17 protein-coding genes and 1 pseudogene are annotated in these 16118 nt (G+C 70.6%); 16 read left to right on the top strand and 2 right to left on the bottom strand.

Annotated features, from left to right (window positions below; all coding sequences use genetic code 11):
* Window positions 1-21 precede the first annotated feature (21 nt).
* Window positions 22-600: a hypothetical protein gene (locus IE118_RS25840; protein ID WP_189560441.1), complete on the top strand. Its 579-nt coding sequence runs from the start codon at window positions 22-24 to the stop codon at window positions 598-600.
* A gap of 81 nt (window positions 601-681) precedes the next feature.
* Here the strand turns inward: IE118_RS25840 and IE118_RS25835 are convergent, their stop codons facing one another.
* Window positions 682-987: a ferredoxin gene (locus tag IE118_RS25835; RefSeq protein ID WP_189560440.1), complete on the bottom strand. Its 306-nt coding sequence runs from the start codon at window positions 985-987 to the stop codon at window positions 682-684.
* Between the two features lie 245 nt (window positions 988-1232).
* Between IE118_RS25835 and arc the strand changes: the two genes are divergently transcribed.
* The 6 genes and pseudogenes from arc to prcA all read left to right on the top strand — a co-directional run bounded on the left by arc (window position 1233) and on the right by prcA (window position 7241).
* Window positions 1233-2999: a proteasome ATPase gene (arc, locus tag IE118_RS25830; protein ID WP_189560439.1), complete on the top strand. Its 1767-nt coding sequence runs from the start codon at window positions 1233-1235 to the stop codon at window positions 2997-2999.
* A 233-nt stretch (window positions 3000-3232) separates the two neighbouring features.
* Window positions 3233-4744, top strand: a complete 1512-nt coding sequence (dop, locus tag IE118_RS25825) for a depupylase/deamidase Dop (protein ID WP_351806586.1) — start codon at window positions 3233-3235, stop codon at window positions 4742-4744.
* 178 nt (window positions 4745-4922) lie between these two features.
* Entirely contained in the window at window positions 4923-5141 is a 219-nt protein-coding gene (locus tag IE118_RS25820; protein WP_189560438.1) for a ubiquitin-like protein Pup, read from the top strand.
* Window positions 5142-5398: 257 nt separating this feature from the next.
* Window positions 5399-5614, top strand: a pseudogene (locus tag IE118_RS34770) (endonuclease domain-containing protein); the annotation flags it as partial.
* Window positions 5566-6411, top strand: coding sequence for a proteasome subunit beta (gene prcB, locus IE118_RS25810; RefSeq protein ID WP_189560437.1), 846 nt, complete (start codon window positions 5566-5568; stop codon window positions 6409-6411). The pseudogene IE118_RS34770 and the gene prcB, both read left to right, overlap by 49 nt.
* A gap of 59 nt (window positions 6412-6470) precedes the next feature.
* Window positions 6471-7241, top strand: coding sequence for a proteasome subunit alpha (gene prcA, locus IE118_RS25805; RefSeq protein WP_189560436.1), 771 nt, complete (start codon window positions 6471-6473; stop codon window positions 7239-7241).
* A 170-nt stretch (window positions 7242-7411) separates the two neighbouring features.
* Here prcA and IE118_RS25800 read toward each other — a convergent pair whose 3' ends face one another.
* Window positions 7412-8431, bottom strand: coding sequence for a LacI family DNA-binding transcriptional regulator (locus IE118_RS25800; protein WP_189560435.1), 1020 nt, complete (start codon window positions 8429-8431; stop codon window positions 7412-7414).
* Between the two features lie 94 nt (window positions 8432-8525).
* Here IE118_RS25800 and IE118_RS25795 point away from each other — a divergent pair, with 94 nt between their 5' ends.
* The 9 genes from IE118_RS25795 (at window position 8526) to tatA (ending at window position 16104) form a co-directional block, all read left to right on the top strand.
* Window positions 8526-9785: an MFS transporter gene (locus tag IE118_RS25795; protein WP_189560434.1), complete on the top strand. Its 1260-nt coding sequence runs from the start codon at window positions 8526-8528 to the stop codon at window positions 9783-9785.
* Between the two features lie 9 nt (window positions 9786-9794).
* Window positions 9795-11156 carry a Pup--protein ligase gene (pafA, locus tag IE118_RS25790; protein WP_189560433.1) on the top strand — a complete coding sequence of 454 codons (1362 nt, stop codon included), beginning with the start codon at window positions 9795-9797 and terminating at the stop codon, window positions 11154-11156.
* A gap of 140 nt (window positions 11157-11296) precedes the next feature.
* Window positions 11297-12298, top strand: a complete 1002-nt coding sequence (locus tag IE118_RS25785) for an FKBP-type peptidyl-prolyl cis-trans isomerase (protein ID WP_189560432.1) — start codon at window positions 11297-11299, stop codon at window positions 12296-12298.
* Window positions 12299-12359: 61 nt separating this feature from the next.
* Window positions 12360-12731, top strand: coding sequence for an FKBP-type peptidyl-prolyl cis-trans isomerase (locus IE118_RS25780; protein WP_030835713.1), 372 nt, complete (start codon window positions 12360-12362; stop codon window positions 12729-12731).
* Between the two features lie 123 nt (window positions 12732-12854).
* The gene (locus IE118_RS25775) at window positions 12855-13808 is read left to right on the top strand and encodes a helix-turn-helix transcriptional regulator (protein ID WP_189560431.1); all 954 of its coding nucleotides are present in this window, start codon (window positions 12855-12857) and stop codon (window positions 13806-13808) included.
* An 18-nt stretch (window positions 13809-13826) separates the two neighbouring features.
* The gene (locus IE118_RS25770; RefSeq protein ID WP_189560430.1) at window positions 13827-14822 is read left to right on the top strand and encodes a helix-turn-helix transcriptional regulator; all 996 of its coding nucleotides are present in this window, start codon (window positions 13827-13829) and stop codon (window positions 14820-14822) included.
* An 89-nt stretch (window positions 14823-14911) separates the two neighbouring features.
* Window positions 14912-15172: a hypothetical protein gene (locus tag IE118_RS25765; protein ID WP_189560429.1), complete on the top strand. Its 261-nt coding sequence runs from the start codon at window positions 14912-14914 to the stop codon at window positions 15170-15172.
* 9 nt (window positions 15173-15181) lie between these two features.
* Window positions 15182-15376 carry a hypothetical protein gene (locus IE118_RS25760; protein WP_189560428.1) on the top strand — a complete coding sequence of 65 codons (195 nt, stop codon included), beginning with the start codon at window positions 15182-15184 and terminating at the stop codon, window positions 15374-15376.
* 443 nt (window positions 15377-15819) lie between these two features.
* On the top strand, window positions 15820-16104 hold the full coding sequence (tatA, locus tag IE118_RS25755) for a Sec-independent protein translocase subunit TatA (RefSeq protein ID WP_189560427.1): 285 nt from the start codon (window positions 15820-15822) through the stop codon (window positions 16102-16104).
* Window positions 16105-16118 lie beyond the last annotated feature (14 nt).

Raw genomic sequence — 16118 nt, 5'->3', positions numbered from 1 at the left:
CCCTCACAGGAGACACTCCTCGTGCAGCCTTCCGCCGTCCCGGAGCTCGCCCACACGCACGCGCGGCCGATCCACTGGGTCGCCACCGCCACGGCCCTCGCCGGAGTCGTGGCCCTGTCCTCGGTCCTGGGCCCCGACGCCGCGACCGCGGCCCCGACACCCGGGCCGCAGACCAGGAGCGCGCCGGCGCAGCTCGCCCCGCCCGATCCCGCCGCCGTCGAGTTCCCGCTCCAGTGCGGCCCGGTGAAGCGCGTGGTCAGGAAGCAGGCCTCCGGCGACCTCGATGGCGACGGACGGCCGGAAACGGTGGCCGTGGTGCGCTGCGACGCCCCGATGGGCACCCCGCCCGACGGCGTCTACGTCGTCACCCGGGCCGCCGGCAGCGCCGAACCGCGCGTGGTCGCCACCCTCGTCGACCCCGGGGACCGCACCAACGTCGACGACTTCGCCGTACGCGACGGAGAGGTCCGCGCCGGCCTGCTCGGCTACTCGTCCGCCGACGTGCCCAGTTGCTGCCCCGACGTGCGCGAGAGCGTGAAGTGGCGGTGGACGGACGGCGCGTTCGTACGGTCCGCTCCCTCCACCGCCAAGAGCGTGTGACCCGAGCGCGCGGGCGTGCGGCGCGGCGCGCACGCCGGTGCGGGGACGGTCAGACGCCCATGACGGGCCGTGCCGCGGCGGTCACCCCGCGTCCGGCCCGTACACCTCGGTCCTGTCCGAAACCCGGCGGACGTGGATGCACTCGCCCGGGCACTCCTTCGCGGAGTCGATCACGTCGGTGAGGAGGGGCAGCGGTACGGGCGTTGTCGCTCCCTGTTCCTGCAGCAACTCGTCCTGCGGGCTCTTCACGTAGGCCAGACCGTCGATGTCCAGCTCGAACACCTCGGGCGCGTACTGGGCGCAGATGCCGTCGCCGGTACACAGGTCCTGGTCGATCCAGACCTCCAGGGCCTCGCCGACGACTCCGGCCTCCTGCTGCACGCTCATCTCTCCTGCCGTTTCCAGCGTCGAACCGAACGGGAATCCGGCCAGCTCTGACGGGTGTTGAACACTTCGACCCTACCCCCGCCTGGGTTCCAATCATCTTCGGTGGGTATTCCCCTGGCGTGAGGGAGAGCGCAAGGGTGAAGATCGGACACACCCCGACCGTCTTTGTGATCTAGGGGTTTCAATCGACACCCGCCCAGGTAGGGTCTGGAAGCGTCCAGCTCCCCTTGGAGGAGGTGAGGACCGTGGCAGCCCACGACGACGACATGAACCGCGGCATCCGCCCGGGACGCGGGTCCGACGACCCGGCCGGGCAGATTGCCTACCTTGAGCAGGAGATCGCCGTCCTGCGACGTAAGCTCGCCGACTCTCCGCGACACACGAGGATTCTCGAAGAGCGGATCGTCGAGCTGCAGACCAACCTGGCCGGCGTGTCCGCCCAGAACGAACGACTCGCGGGCACGCTCCGTGAGGCCCGCGACCAGATCGTGGCCCTCAAGGAGGAGGTCGACCGGCTCGCGCAGCCCCCGGCCGGTTTCGGTGTGTTCCTCACGGCGAACGAGGACGGCACGGCCGACATCTTCACCGGCGGCCGCAAGCTGCGGGTGAACGTCAGCCCCGGCGTCGAGCTCGACGAGCTCCGGCGCGGCCAGGAAGTGATGCTCAACGAAGCGCTCAACGTGGTCGAGGCCATGACCTACGAGCGCGTCGGCGACATCGTCACCCTCAAGGAGATCCTCGAGGACGGCGAGCGGGCCCTGGTGGTCGGGCACACCGACGAGGAGCGGGTGGTGCGGCTCGCCGAGCCGCTGCTGGACGTCACCATCCGCCCCGGCGACGCCCTGCTGCTGGAGCCCCGCTCGGGCTACGTCTACGAGGTCGTCCCCAAGAGCGAGGTCGAGGAACTCGTCCTCGAGGAAGTCCCCGACATCGGCTACGAGCAGATCGGCGGTCTCGGCGGCCAGATCGAGGCCATCCGCGACGCGGTCGAGCTGCCGTACCTCTACCCCGACCTGTTCAAGGAGCACGAACTGCGGCCCCCCAAGGGTGTGCTGCTGTACGGGCCTCCCGGATGCGGCAAGACGCTGATCGCCAAGGCCGTCGCCAACTCACTGGCCAAGAAGGTCGCGGAGGTCACCGGTGTGGCCGCGGGGAAGAGCTTCTTCCTCAACATCAAGGGCCCCGAGCTGCTGAACAAGTACGTCGGCGAGACCGAGCGGCAGATCCGCCTGGTCTTCCAGCGGGCCCGTGAGAAGGCCAGCGAGGGCACCCCCGTCATCGTCTTCTTCGACGAGATGGAGTCCCTCTTCCGCACCCGCGGCTCCGGTGTCAGCTCGGACGTGGAGAACACCATCGTCCCGCAGCTGCTCGCCGAGATCGACGGCGTGGAGGGCCTGCAGAACGTGGTCGTGATCGGTGCCTCCAACCGCGAGGACATGATCGACCCCGCCATCCTCCGGCCCGGCCGGCTGGACGTGAAGATCAAGATCGAGCGTCCGGACGCCGAGGCGGCCAAGGACATCTTCGGCAAGTACCTCACGGAACGCCTCCCGCTGCACGGCGACGACCTCACCGAGCACGGCGGCGACAAGTCCATGACGGTCCAGAGCATGATCCAGACCGCCGTGGAACAGATGTACGCCGAATCCGAGGAGAACCGCTTCCTGGAAGTCACGTACGCCAATGGCGACAAGGAAGTCCTCTACTTCAAGGACTTCAATTCCGGTGCCATGATCGAGAACATCGTGGGCCGTGCCAAGAAGATGGCGATCAAGGACTTCCTGGAGAAGAACCAGAAGGGCCTCCGCGTCTCCCACCTGCTCCAGGCCTGCGTGGACGAGTTCAAGGAGAACGAGGACCTGCCCAACACCACCAACCCGGACGACTGGGCCCGCATCTCCGGAAAGAAGGGCGAGCGGATCGTGTACATCCGTACGCTCATCACCGGAAAGCAGGGCGCGGACACGGGACGCTCCATCGACACCGTGGCGAACACAGGCCAGTACCTGTAAAAGCCAGGGCGGCTGCGGGTGCCCTCTGCGGGTACCCGCAGCCGACTGTTTTTTCGGGCCACCTCCGGAGCACAGCAATTGACGCAAATGATCTCCCCACCAGGGCGAAGGCGTTCTAGGCTCGTCCGTACCGCCGAGTCGCGCAGTGCGGGGACGGGCACCGCACACGCACCGGAGCGCCAGCGGTACAGCAGCGCCCCCGACCGGGGACGCCGCCGGGCAAGGAGGGCCGCATGACCGTACGGCGAGTAATGGGCATCGAGACGGAGTACGGGATCTCCGTGCCCGGTCATCCCAACGCCAATGCCATGCTCACCTCGTCCCAGATCGTGAACGCCTACGCGGCGGCGATGCACCGGGCCCGCCGGGCCCGCTGGGACTTCGAGGAGGAGAATCCGCTGCGGGACGCGCGAGGCTTCGACCTCGCCCGTGAGGCCGCCGACTCCAGCCAGCTCACCGACGAGGACATCGGCCTGGCCAACGTCATCCTGACCAACGGCGCGCGGCTCTACGTGGACCACGCCCATCCTGAGTACAGCGCCCCCGAGGTCACCAACCCGCGCGACGCCGTGCTCTGGGACAAGGCCGGCGAGCGGATCATGGCCGAGGCGGCCGAACGGGCCGCGCAGCTCCCCGGCGCCCAGCCGATCCACCTCTACAAGAACAACACCGACAACAAGGGCGCCTCCTACGGGACGCACGAGAACTACCTGATGAAGCGGGAGACCGCCTTCTCGGACATCGTGCGCCACCTGACGCCGTTCTTCGTCTCCCGGCAGGTCTTCACCGGCGCCGGCCGCGTCGGCATCGGCCAGGACGGCCACGAGCACGGCTTCCAGCTCAGTCAGCGGGCCGACTACTTCGAGGTCGAAGTGGGACTCGAGACCACGCTGAAGCGCCCGATCATCAACACCCGGGACGAGCCGCACGCCGACGCGGAGAAGTACCGGCGACTGCATGTCATCATCGGTGACGCGAACCTGTCGGAGATCTCGACCTATCTCAAGCTGGGGACCACGGCCCTGGTCCTGTCGATGATCGAGGACGGGTTCATCGCGGTGGACCTGGCGGTGGACCAGCCGGTGCGCACCCTGCACCAGGTGTCGCACGACCCGTCCCTGAAGCGGCTCGTCACGCTGCGCAGCGGGCGGACGCTGACCGCCGTGCAGCTCCAGATGGAGTACTTCGAGCTTGCCCGCAAGTACGTCGAGGAGCGGTTCGGGGCGGACGCGGACGAGCAGACCAAGGACGTGCTGCTGCGCTGGGAGGACACCCTCACCCGGCTGGAGAACGACCCGATGAGCCTGGCCGGCGAGCTGGACTGGGTCGCCAAGCGGGAGCTCATGGAGGGGTACCGGCGCAGGGACGGACTGGACTGGGACGCCGCCCGGCTGCACCTGGTCGACCTGCAGTACGCCGACGTCCGCCCCGACAAGGGCCTCTACAACCGTCTGGTGGCCCGCGGACGGATGAAGCGGCTGCTGGACGAGGGAGAGGTCGAGCGGGCCCGCACGGCCCCTCCGGAGGACACCCGCGCGTACTTCCGCGGGCGGTGTCTGGAGCAGTACGCGGACGACGTCGCGGCGGCCTCCTGGGACTCGGTGATCTTCGATCTGCCGGGCCGGGACTCGCTCCAGCGGGTGCCAACCCTGGAACCGCTTCGCGGAACGCGTAATCACGTCAAGGAGCTCCTGGACCGCTGCCGCACGGCGGAAGACCTGGTCAGGGTGTTGTCGGGGCACTGAGCGGGTACCGAGGACACCCGGGGAGATCCGGCCGGACAGGGTGGAAGACGCCCGGTCCGGGAATCATCGAGGTGGTCCCCGTACGTTGGAGCAACTGCGGGGGCATTGTCGGACCCGGCCTATAGGGTCTGATCTTGACCGAGCAAGTGTGTCGGGCGAACCGAGCGGGGTGAGGGTGATGGCGACCAAGGACACCGGCGGCGGACAGCAGAAGGCCACCCGGTCCACGGAGGAGGTCGAGGAGCAGGCGGCGGAGACGCAGGCTTCCGAGGACCTCAAGGACCGTCAGGAGAAGCTGAGCGAGGACGTGGACGACGTCCTCGACGAGATCGACGACGTGCTCGAGGCCAACGCCGAGGACTTCGTGAGGTCCTTCGTCCAGAAGGGCGGGGAGTGATTCCCCCTCGGTCTCGAGGTGGGATCGGGCGGGATCCGGTTTCCTCGGAGCCGGTTGAGTCGACGAGCCGATGAGCCGGACGGCTCGGATGTGAGGCGCCGACCGCGTTGCCGGCCGGCGCCCGCCGGGTGCGGCGTCCGGGAGTGACAGGGCCACGCCCGAGGGTGGCCGGGCGTACTGCCGGGAGTGCTCCGCCGAGTGCTCCCGGCAGTAGTCGGGAGGCCGGGACGGGAGCGCGGCGCGCGCCGCGGCCGCAAGGCGTCTGCCGGGCATGCCGAGTTGCCCCCGCCGAGCATGTGGATCACCGCCACGGGACGGGTAGGGTCCGTGGCGTACTGTGCTTCAGCCGCCACGCGGCGCTGGGGCAGTTCAAGGACCGGCCCGATGCCATAAGGCGGGCTGCCGCATACGTGGAAGGAATCGCGTGGAAGCCAACACTCGTAGCACCGGGCGTCTGCCGGCTGCCTTCCTGACGCCGGGCTCCTCCTCCTTCATGGACTTCCTCTCCGATCACCAGCCGGAGCTGCTGCCCGGCAAGAGGTCGCTGCCGCCCGTGCAGGGTGTGATCGAGGCGCCGCACGGCACGACGATCGTCGCCGTCACGTTCCCCGGCGGTGTCGTGCTCGCCGGTGACCGCCGGGCCACCATGGGGAACGTCATCGCGCAGCGGGACATCGAGAAGGTGTTCCCCGCCGACGAGTACTCGGCGGTCGGGATCGCCGGCACGGCGGGGCTGGCCGTGGAGATGGTGAAGCTGTTCCAGCTGGAGCTGGAGCACTTCGAGAAGGTCGAGGGCACACAGCTGTCGCTGGAGGGCAAGGCGAACCGGCTGTCGACGATGATCCGCTCGAACCTGGGCATGGCCATGCAGGGACTCGCCGTGGTCCCGCTGTTCGCGGGATACGACGTGGACCGGGAGAAGGGGCGGATCTTCTCCTACGACGTCACCGGCGGGCGTTCCGAGGAGCAGGGGTACGCCGCCACCGGCTCCGGGTCGGTGTTCGCGCGCGGCGCGATGAAGAAGCTGTTCCGGGGCGACCTGAGTGAGGCCGAGGCCACCACACTGGTGGTGCAGGCCCTGTACGACGCGGCAGACGACGACTCGGCGACCGGTGGTCCCGATGTCGCCCGCCGGATTTATCCGATCATCACCGTGATCACCGAGGACGGTTTCCGCCGGCTCACCGAGGACGAGGCGTCCGACATCGCCCGCTCCGTGCTGGAGCGGCGGCTGCAGCAGCCGGACGGGCCGCGGGCCTCGCTGCTGTAGCGGGCGGCTCGCTTGTTCAGGGTGGTCCAGTGACATCTACAGAAAGGGACGGATAACCGGTGTCGACGCCGTTCTATGTCTCACCTCAGCAGGCGATGGCCGACCGGGCGGAGTACGCCCGCAAAGGCATCGCCCGTGGTCGCAGCCTTGTCGTGCTGCAGTACGCCGACGGCATCGTGTTCGTCGGCGAGAACCCGTCCCGTGCGCTGCACAAGTTCAGCGAGATCTACGACCGGATCGGCTTCGCCGCGGCCGGTAAGTACAACGAGTACGAGAACCTGCGGATCGGGGGCGTGCGCTACGCCGACCTGCGGGGCTACACCTACGACCGGGACGACGTGACCGCCCGGGGCCTGGCGAACGTGTACGCCCAGACGCTGGGGACGATCTTCTCCAGCGTGGGGGAGAAGCCGTACGAGGTGGAGCTGGTGGTGGCCGAGGTCGGCGAGACCCCGGAGCAGGACCAGATCTACCGGCTGCCGCACGACGGGTCCATCGTGGACGAGCACGGCTCGGTGGCGGTGGGCGGCAACGCGGAGCAGATCAGCGGCTACCTGGACCAGCGGCACCGGGACGGGATGACGCTGGCGGAGGCGCTGGAGCTGGCGGTGCAGTCGCTGTCGCGGGACACCAACGGCAGCGAGCGGGAGATCCCCGCGGAGCGGCTGGAGGTGGCGGTGCTGGACCGCACCCGGCCGCAGCAGCGGAAGTTCAGGCGGATCGGCGGCCGGCAGCTGGCACGCCTGCTGGAGGCGGGCGGCGCGGAGACGGCGGCGGAGGCGGAGTCGCAGGCCGAGGCCGAGGCCGAGTCCGGCGGCGACGTGGAGTAGTCCGGAGTCCGGTTGACGGTGGCCGGTCGTGTGCCTGCGGCTGCGGGCGGCCACCCCACTCCGTCCCACCCCGCTTCCCGCTCTCCGCGGGCAGTCGTGCCTCCACCGGTGCCGTGAAGGGCGACCGGGCAAGCGCCCGGCGTCGGTATGGGCGGGGGCAGCCACCCCGGCTACACCGACGCGCCCCGCGCCGGTGCGGTGGAGCCGCGGACCACCAGTTCGACGGGGATGTCGTCGGCCAGCGGCGCGCGGCCCTCCAGGACCGCCAGCAGCGCCCCCATCCCGCGCTCCCCGAACAGCTCCGCGTCCAGCCGGACGGTCGTCAGCTCCGGATCGATCGCCGTCGCCACCGCCAGATCGTCCACCCCCGTCACCGACAGGTCCTCCGGCACCCGCACCCCCAGCCGCCGCGCCGCCTTGTACACCCCCGCCGCCAGCTGGTCGTCGTCGCAGACCACCGCCGTCGGCCCGTCGCGGAAGGCCAGCGCGGCCTCCGCCGCGGCCTCCGCGCCCCTGATCGAGATCGGGGACCGTGCCGTGCGCAGCGAGGTGCCCGGAACCTCCCGCAGCCGTGCCGCCAGCTCCCGCGCGCGTACCTCGAAGGTCCAGGACGGCACATCCGCCGCCAGGTGCAGGAAGCGACGGTGGCCCAGGCCGAGCAGATGGTCCGTGACCTGACGGACACCCCCCGCGATGTCCAGGTTGACCGTGGCCGCGCCCACACTGCCCCGGGGGTCGCTGTCCAGCATCACCAGCGGCAGCTGGTCGCCGCGGATCGCCGTCAGGGCCTCCGCGGCCATGGACGAGGCGATCACCCCGTCCAGGGCGGCCTCAGCGGAGGCGAAGGGGTCGCGGGCGGGACCGATGCCCTCGGGGGAGGGGTACAGCACCACGCCGAAGCCGTGCTGGGAGGCGACCCGGGCCGCCCCGGTGTAGACACCCGCGAAGAACTCCGTGGTCAGCGCGGGCACCACCAGCAGGACCGTACGGGTGCGGCCCAGCCGCAGATTGCGGGCGGCCAGGTTCGGGCGGTAGCCCAGCGTGCGCGCGGCCTCGCGGACGCGCTCCGCCGTCGCCTCCGAGACCCGGCCGCGCCACTTGTCGCCGAGGACCAGGGAGACCGCGGCCTGGGAGACGCCGGCGGCCCGCGCGACGTCCCGGCTCGTGGGGCGGGTACCGGCTCGGGCCATCGTCGGGCCGCTCCTTCGTCTGGACTGGTGAACAGCCGACATGGTACGTATGAACACGGTAGTTATACGTACAACGTCCAGTGGGAGGGGTCGCATGGCCACGGGATACCTGGAGCTGCTCCGGGCACGGCACGCCGCCCGGCTGCTCGTCGGCACGCTCGTGGGGCGCCTCCCCAACGCCACCGCTCCCATCGCGATCGTGCTCTTCGTGCGGGCGGAGGGCGGGAGCTACAGCCTGGCCGGCGCCCTGGCGGCGGTGTACGGCGTCGCCAACGCCGTCGGACAGCCGGTCCTGGGCAGACTCGTGGACCTGCGGGGACAGCCGCGGGTGCAGCTGCCCGCCGCCGTGCTCTCGGCGCTCGCGATGGCCCTGTTCGCCTTCGCCGGGATCGGGCAGCCGGCGGTGGCCTGTGCCGCGGTCGGCGCGGCGGGACTCTTCACACCGCCCCTGGAGGGCGGTCTGCGGGCGCTGTGGTCCTCCGTGCTGCACAAGGAGGAGCACGTCCACCGCGCCTACGCCATGGACGCCGTGGCCCAGGAGGTGATGTTCACCGTCGGGCCGCTGCTCGTCACGCTGTGCGCCTCGCTGTGGTCGGCGGGGGCCGCGCTGCTCGTGCTGAACGGCCTCGGCGTGCTGGGCGCCCTCTCCGTCGTGGTGTCGCCGCCCTCGCGCGCTTGGCGGTCGGCGCCGCGTGAGGCGCACTGGCTGGGCGCGCTGCGCTCGCGCGGCCTGCTCGCGCTGCTCGGGGCCTTCCTGGCCGTGGGCATGGCGCTCGGGTCCATCACCGTGGCCGCCATGACGTACGCGGACGAGCACGGCGGCGACCAGGTGTACGGCTGGCTGATGGCGGGGATCGGCCTGGGTGCCCTCGTCGGCGGTGTGGTCTACGGGGCGCGGCAGTGGGCCGGTGAGCCCGCGCGGCGGCTCCAGGTGCTCGTGGCCCTGCTGGCGGTGTGTTACCTGCCGCTGATGCTGATGCCGGACGCGGTGGCCATGACGTTGCTCGCCGTGGTCGCCGGGATCTTCCTGGCGCCGGCCATCGCGTGTGCGTTCGTGCTGGTGGACCGGCACGCCCCGCGCGGGACGGTCACGGAGGCGTTCTCCTGGCTGGTGACGACCTTCACCGTCGGCGCGTCGCTCGGGACGGGGCTGGCGGGTCCGGTCGTCGAGGCGGGCGGGGCGCTGTGGGGGTTCGCCGTACCGGGTGTCGCAGGCGGCGTGTCGCTGCTGGTTTTGGTCGCCACAGGACGGGTATTGGCAGCTCCCGCCGGGAGAGCGGTCGTCGCGGCCCGTTCGGAAAATGATCCAAATCGTGCTGTCGAACCTCGTTTCAGCTCGGGGGATCGGGCGTAATGTTCCCTCATGGACCGCCGCATTTTCGGGCTGGAGAACGAGTACGGCGTCACGTGCACGTTCAGGGGACAGCGCCGCCTGTCGCCTGACGAGGTGGCGCGGTACCTCTTCCGCCGTGTCGTGTCATGGGGCCGAAGCAGCAACGTCTTTCTGCGGAACGGCGCCCGCCTCTATCTCGACGTGGGGTCACATCCGGAATACGCGACGCCGGAATGTGACAACGTGACCGAGCTGGTCACCCACGACAAGGCCGGCGAGCGCATTCTCGAAGGACTCCTGGTGGACGCCGAACGACGCCTGCACGAGGAAGGAATCGCGGGCGACGTCTACCTCTTCAAGAACAACACCGACTCCGCCGGCAACTCCTACGGCTGCCACGAGAATTACCTGGTGGCCCGGCACGGGGAGTTCTCGCGGCTCGCGGACATCCTCATTCCCTTCCTGGTGACCAGGCAGCTGCTGTGCGGCGCGGGCAAGGTGCTGCAGACACCGCGCGGCGCCGTGTACTGCGTCAGCCAGCGGGCCGAGCACATCTGGGAGGGCGTGTCCTCCGCGACGACCCGCTCCCGGCCGATCATCAACACCCGCGACGAGCCGCACGCGGATGCCGAGCGCTACCGCCGGCTGCACGTCATCGTGGGCGACTCGAACATGTCCGAGACGACCATGCTGCTCAAGGTCGGCGCCACCGACCTGGTGCTGCGCATGATCGAGGCGGGCACGGTCATGCGCGACCTCACCCTGGAGAACCCGATCCGGGCGATCCGCGAGGTCAGCCACGACATCACCGGGCGCCGCAAGGTGCGCCTGGCCAGCGGCCGGGAGGCCTCCGCGCTGGAGGTGCAGCGCGAGTACTACGAGAAGGCGGTGGACTTCGTCGAGCGCCGCGGCATCCGCACCGGCACCGTGGAGCAGGTGCTGGAGCTGTGGGGCCGGACGCTGGACTCCATCGAGTCCGAGGACCTCGACCGCATCGGCACCGAGATCGACTGGGTCATGAAGTACAAGCTCCTGGAGCGGTACCGGGCCAAGCACAACATGACCATGTCGCACCCGCGGGTCGCGCAGATAGACCTCGCCTACCACGACATCCACCGCCGTCGTGGTCTGTACTACCTGCTGGAGAAGAAGGGACAAGCCGCGCGGATCTGCAATGATTTGAAGATCTTCGAGGGGAAGTCCGTACCGCCGCAGACCACTCGGGCCCGGCTGCGGGGCGACTTCATCCGGCGCGCCCAGGAGCAGCGCCGCGACTTCACCGTCGACTGGGTGCACCTCAAGCTCAACGACCAGGCCCAGCGCACCGTGTTGTGCAAGGACCCGTTCCGTTCGGTGGACGAGCGGGTGGAGAAGCTGATCGCCGGTATGTGAGCGAGGCGTTCCCGGCGGGGATTCCCGAAAGACCCGGAACGTCACACGGGCGCCGTACGTTACACCGTGCGGCGCCCTCCTCACGCCGTAGAGTTGCGCGGACGCCATCCACCAAGATCGATGATTACGAGGCCCCCACCGTGCGCCGACGCTCACTCCTCATTGCCGTTCCCGCTGGACTGGCCACCCTCGCCGCGTGCGGCGACGACAAGTCCGACTCGGGCAATACCGGCGACAGCGCGTCGCCCTCGGCACCCGAGACGTCCGCGGCACCGCCGCCGAAGATCGTCGACGGCCCGCTGCCGGCGATCACGGCGGGGACGAAGTTCGGCGAGAAGCCGACGGTCGCCAAGGGCAGCGGCGACCCCTCGAAGGACCTCGCGGTCAAGACGGTCATCGCGGGCGGCGGCAAGACGATCGCCGAGAACGACTTCGTCGTCGCCAACTACCTCGGGCAGGTGTGGAGCACCGCGAAGGTGTTCGACAACTCCTACGACCGGGGGACGCCGCTGGCGATCCAGCTCGCCCAGGGCACCATCATCGACGGCTGGCGGTACGGGCTCACCGGCAAGAAGACCGGCAGCCGCGTCCAGATGGCCGTCCCGCCCACCTGGGGCTACGGCGAGCAGGGCAACGAGCAGGCGGGCATCAAGGGCACCGACACGCTGGTGTTCGTGGTCGACGTCGAGGACACGTTCAACGCCAAGAGCTCAGCCAAGGGCAGCGAGGTCGCGCAGGACAACAAGGACCTGCCCAAGGTCGGCACCAACACCGACGGCAAGGCGCCCTCCATCGAGGTGCCGGACACCGACCCGCCGGCGAAGCTCGTCTCCAGCTACGTCATCGAGGGCGACGGCGAGGAGGTCGGCGCCGACAACAGCGTCCTGGTGCAGTACAAGGGCGTCCTGTGGGACGGCGGCGAGGAGTTCGACTCCACGTACGCCCGGGGCCAGCTGACGTCGTTCTCGCTCCAGCAGGTCGTCAAGGGCTGGGCGCAGGGGCTCACCGGCAAGAAGGTCGGCAGCCGGGTCCTCATCGTCATCCCGCCGGAGCTGGGCTACGGCGACAACCCGCCGCAGGGCAGCCCCATCAAGAAGGACTCCACGCTGGTCTTCTCGGTGGACATCCTCGCGAAGCTGTGAGGCCGCGGGGATGTAAGACTGTGCGTGTTCGCCTTTCCGCAGACAAGCAGGAGCGTTAGACGTGAGCATCGACAAGCCCGAGATCGACTTCCCGGGCGGCGAGCCCCCGGCGGACCTCGAGATCAAGGACATCTGGGAGGGCGACGGCGAGGTGGCGCAGGCGGGCCAGACCGTCACCGTGCACTACGTCGGCGTGGCCTTCAGCACGGGCGAGGAGTTCGACGCCAGCTGGAACCGCGGCACCCCCTTCCGCTTCCCGCTGGGCGGCGGCCGGGTCATCAAGGGCTGGGACCAGGGCGTGCAGGGCATGAAGGTCGGCGGCCGGCGTCAGCTGACCATCCCCGCCCACCTCGCCTACGGCAACCAGAGCCCCACCCCGGCGATCAAGCCCGGTGAGACCCTGATCTTCGTGGTCGACCTGCTCGGCGTCTGATCCGACCGGAGTCGATCGTGAAGGGCCCATGCCTGTCCGGGCATGGGCCCTCGGCTTTTACCGCGCCACCGCGGGACGGTACGGTCATCGCTCGTAAGCACCATAGGGAGGCGAAGCGCGTCGATGGCCATTGCCAAGGCCGAGCGGCTGATGAACCTGGCGCTGTGTCTGCTCGGGACACGGCGGCCGCTCAGCAAGCGTGAGCTGCGCGAGTCCATCGAGGCCTACCTGGAAGCCGGGTCCGACGACTCCTTCAACCGGATGTTCGAGCGCGACAAGGACGACCTGCGCGAACTCGGACTGGTCATCGAGACCGTCGAGAACCTCGACGGCGAGACCGGCTACCTCGCCCGCCGCGACAGCAACCGGCTGCCGCCCATCACCCTCGACGCCGAGGAGGCCGCCGCCCTCGGGCTGGCCGCCAAGGTGTGGCAGCAGGCCCGGCTCGCCGGAGCGGCCAGCGGGGCCCTGCAGAAACTGCGCGCGGCCGGTCTCCCCGAGGACGTGGACCCCTATGGCGCCCACGGCGCCCTGGAGCCCCGCATCCCCGTGCACGAGGCCGCGTTCGAGCCGCTCATGCTGGCCTGCCGCGACCGCCGCCCGGTCGTCTTCGACTACCGCAAGGCGAACGCCGCCCAGCCCGGGCAGCGGCACGTCGAGCCCTGGGCGCTGGAGTGCTGGCGCGGCCACTGGTACCTGGCCGGCTGGGACCGCGACCGGGGTGCCGAGCGGGTCTTCCGGCTCTCCAGGATCACCGGCAAGGTGCGCTCGCGCAGCGGCCGTTTCACCGTCCCGGTGCCCGACGTCGTCACCGTGCGCGAGACCGTGGCGAGCTGGGCCGGGGAGACCGCCGACCGCTCGGCACGCATCCGGCTGCGCTCCGACGCCGGTTACCCCCTTCGGGCGAAGGCCACGACGGTGCGGGAACTCGGCGACGGATGGGACGAGTTGGAGATTCCGTACGGACACGGGCTGGATGCCTGGCTGGTGGAGTTCGGCCCCGACGTGGTGGTCCTGGAGCCCGCCGAGCTGCGGGCCGACGTGGTGGACCGGCTGCGCGCCGTGGCCAAGGGCTGAGGGGGAGCGGACAAGAACGTGGCAGGCAAACCGGTCAGGCCCGTGAACGCCATCGACCAGACCCGGCGGATGCTGTCCCTGGTGACGTATCTGCGCGAACGCCCCGGCGCCCGGATCGAGGACGTGGCGCGCGCGTTCGGCATCACCGAGGACGAACTGGTCTCCGACCTCGACGTGCTGCCCATGTGCGGCACCAGCTTCCGCGGCGGCGACCTGCTCGACATCGACACCGACGGCGAGCGCATCTGGTGGCACAACCCGGCCGCCCTCGGCGCGGACGCCGCCGAGCCGCTGCGGCTCGCCGCCGACGAGGCGACCGCCCTGCTGGTCGCCGCCCGCGCGGTGGCCACGCTGCCCGGGCTGCGCGAGAGCGACCGGCAGGCACTGCTGCGCGCCACCGCCAAGGTGGAGACGGCGGCCGGTGAGGCGGCCGGCGCCAGTTCCCGCCTGTCGGTGACCTTCGAGTCCGAGGGCGGTGTCTTCGCGGACGTCGACCGGGCCATCGCCGAGCGCCGCAGACTGTGGATCCGCTACTACTCGCCCGCACGTGACGAGGTCACCGAGCGGGAGATCGACCCCATCCGCCTGGTCAGCGTCGGCCACACCTACGTCGAGGCCTGGTGCCGCCGCTCGGAGGCGCGCCGCACCTTCCGGCTCGACCGGGTCGCCGAGATCAGGATCCTGGACGAGCCGTCCGCGCCGCCGGAGGTCGAGCTGCGCGACCTGTCGGAAGGGCTGGTACAGCCCTCGGCCGAGGATCCCGAGGTCGTGGTCGAGGTCGGTCCGGGGGGCCGCTGGGTCGCCGAGTACTACCCGCACGACAGCGCGGATGAGCTTCCCGACGGCGGGCTGCGTATCACCCTGCGCACCCCCGACCCGGCCTCCCTCAGGCGGCTGGCCCTGCGGCTCGGCCGCGACGGCCGCATCGTCGAGCCGGCCGCCCTCGCGGAGAGCGCCCGGCAGGCGGCGCGCGAGGCGCTGGCGGCGTACGACGGGGTCGAGGCGGCCGGATGACCGGCCCGCGGCCGGGCGGTACGGGACGGGCAGGACGACAGTCAGGAGCGAGGGCTTTGAGCGAGTCGGCGACCCCTGGGACGCGGGGCATGACGGCGGCGTCCGCGTTCGCCGGGATGACCGGTGTGGCCCCGGTGATGTTCCGTGCGGGCTGCCCCGACTGCCGGGAGCGCTTCGAGCTCGCCGCGAGCGCCCTGCGCCTGGCCATCGGGGCGAGCAGCCGCACCACCTTCTACTCCTTCACCTGCCCGCGCTGCGGGGCCGCCGTGCGCAAGCCGGCGGGGGAGCGGATCGTGGAGTTGCTGACCGGGGGCGGGGTGCGGACGCTGCGGCTGCACTCGACCGTCTAGGCTCGCCTCATGTTCTGGCCGATGTTCGCGATAGCTGTGGGGTTCCTGGGGCTGGTGGTGCTCGGGGTGCTCGCCGTCCGGGTGTTCGTCGAGGCGGAGCGGCTGGGCAGGCAGGTCGCGGACTCGGCCCGCCGGATCAGCAGGGCGGCGGAGGAACTGGAGCGGGCCGCCGACGGCGCGGCGCGGTCCGCCGAGGCGCTCTGAGCCGTTCGGCGCCGCGCGCCGCACCGGCACACGCGTGGACCAAGGGGGCGACGCGGCTCACGGCACCGCCGGCCGGCGAAGGCCGGCCCGGCGACGACGGCTCGTGGCACCCGGCGCCCGGCGGACGCCCCGCGGCGCGGGAGCGCTTCCCGCTCCGGCCACGACCACCTGCGGGAGCCCGGTCCGGCGGGCGTCCGGGGGCGGGCACGGGGGAGGAAGCGGCGACGGCACGGGCCGCCGCGGCCTGTCGAGCCACGGGGCGCGGCAGGTACGCTGCTGGGGCGCGGACCGGAGAACGAGGCCCGGACCGCGGACCGGAGTACGCACGGGGATTGCCTCGCGTTCACCCCTGAGCGTTACGATCGCTGTCAGCACGATCGTTCGGACGCCTGTCCGGCCGGTCGGTCAGCACCCCCGCAGCCTCGGTGAGAAGGTAAAGACTTATGTTCGGTGGCAAGATCGGCGCTCCCGAGATCATTCTCATCCTCGTCGTCGTCATCCTGTTGTTCGGCGCGAAGAAGCTTCCGGACATGGCGCGGTCGCTCGGCAAGTCGGCCCGCATTCTCAAGAGCGAGGCCAAGGCGATGAAGGAGGACAAGTCCTCCGCCCCCGCCGACCCGCCGGCCCCCGGCGAGGAGTCCTCGGCGCAGCGCACCATCCAGGCCGCCCCTGGCGACGTGACCAGCTCCCGCCCGGTGGCGGAGCCGACGGACACGACCAAGCGCTGACGCAGGGCCGGTGA

The sequence above is a fragment of the Streptomyces pilosus genome (assembly GCF_014649835.1).
GTDB lineage: Bacteria > Actinomycetota > Actinomycetes > Streptomycetales > Streptomycetaceae > Streptomyces > Streptomyces pilosus.
This window is presented reverse-complemented; position numbering and strand designations above follow the sequence as displayed.

Excerpts from the sequence above, each read along its gene's own strand:
- IE118_RS25765 (WP_189560429.1), top strand. The coding sequence starts at position 14,912 with ATGACGGCGGCGTCCGCGTTCGCCGGGATGACCGGTGTGGCCCCGGTG.
- IE118_RS25795 (WP_189560434.1), top strand. The coding sequence starts at position 8,526 with ATGGCCACGGGATACCTGGAGCTGCTCCGGGCACGGCACGCCGCCCGG.
- IE118_RS25775 (WP_189560431.1), top strand. The coding sequence starts at position 12,855 with ATGGCCATTGCCAAGGCCGAGCGGCTGATGAACCTGGCGCTGTGTCTG.
- IE118_RS25760 (WP_189560428.1), top strand. The coding sequence starts at position 15,182 with ATGTTCTGGCCGATGTTCGCGATAGCTGTGGGGTTCCTGGGGCTGGTG.
- IE118_RS25835 (WP_189560440.1), bottom strand. The coding sequence starts at position 987 with ATGAGCGTGCAGCAGGAGGCCGGAGTCGTCGGCGAGGCCCTGGAGGTC.
- IE118_RS25800 (WP_189560435.1), bottom strand. The coding sequence starts at position 8,431 with ATGGCCCGAGCCGGTACCCGCCCCACGAGCCGGGACGTCGCGCGGGCC.
- IE118_RS25820 (WP_189560438.1), top strand. The coding sequence starts at position 4,923 with ATGGCGACCAAGGACACCGGCGGCGGACAGCAGAAGGCCACCCGGTCC.
- tatA (WP_189560427.1), top strand. The coding sequence starts at position 15,820 with ATGTTCGGTGGCAAGATCGGCGCTCCCGAGATCATTCTCATCCTCGTC.
- pafA (WP_189560433.1), top strand. The coding sequence starts at position 9,795 with ATGGACCGCCGCATTTTCGGGCTGGAGAACGAGTACGGCGTCACGTGC.
- dop (WP_351806586.1), top strand. The coding sequence starts at position 3,233 with ATGACCGTACGGCGAGTAATGGGCATCGAGACGGAGTACGGGATCTCC.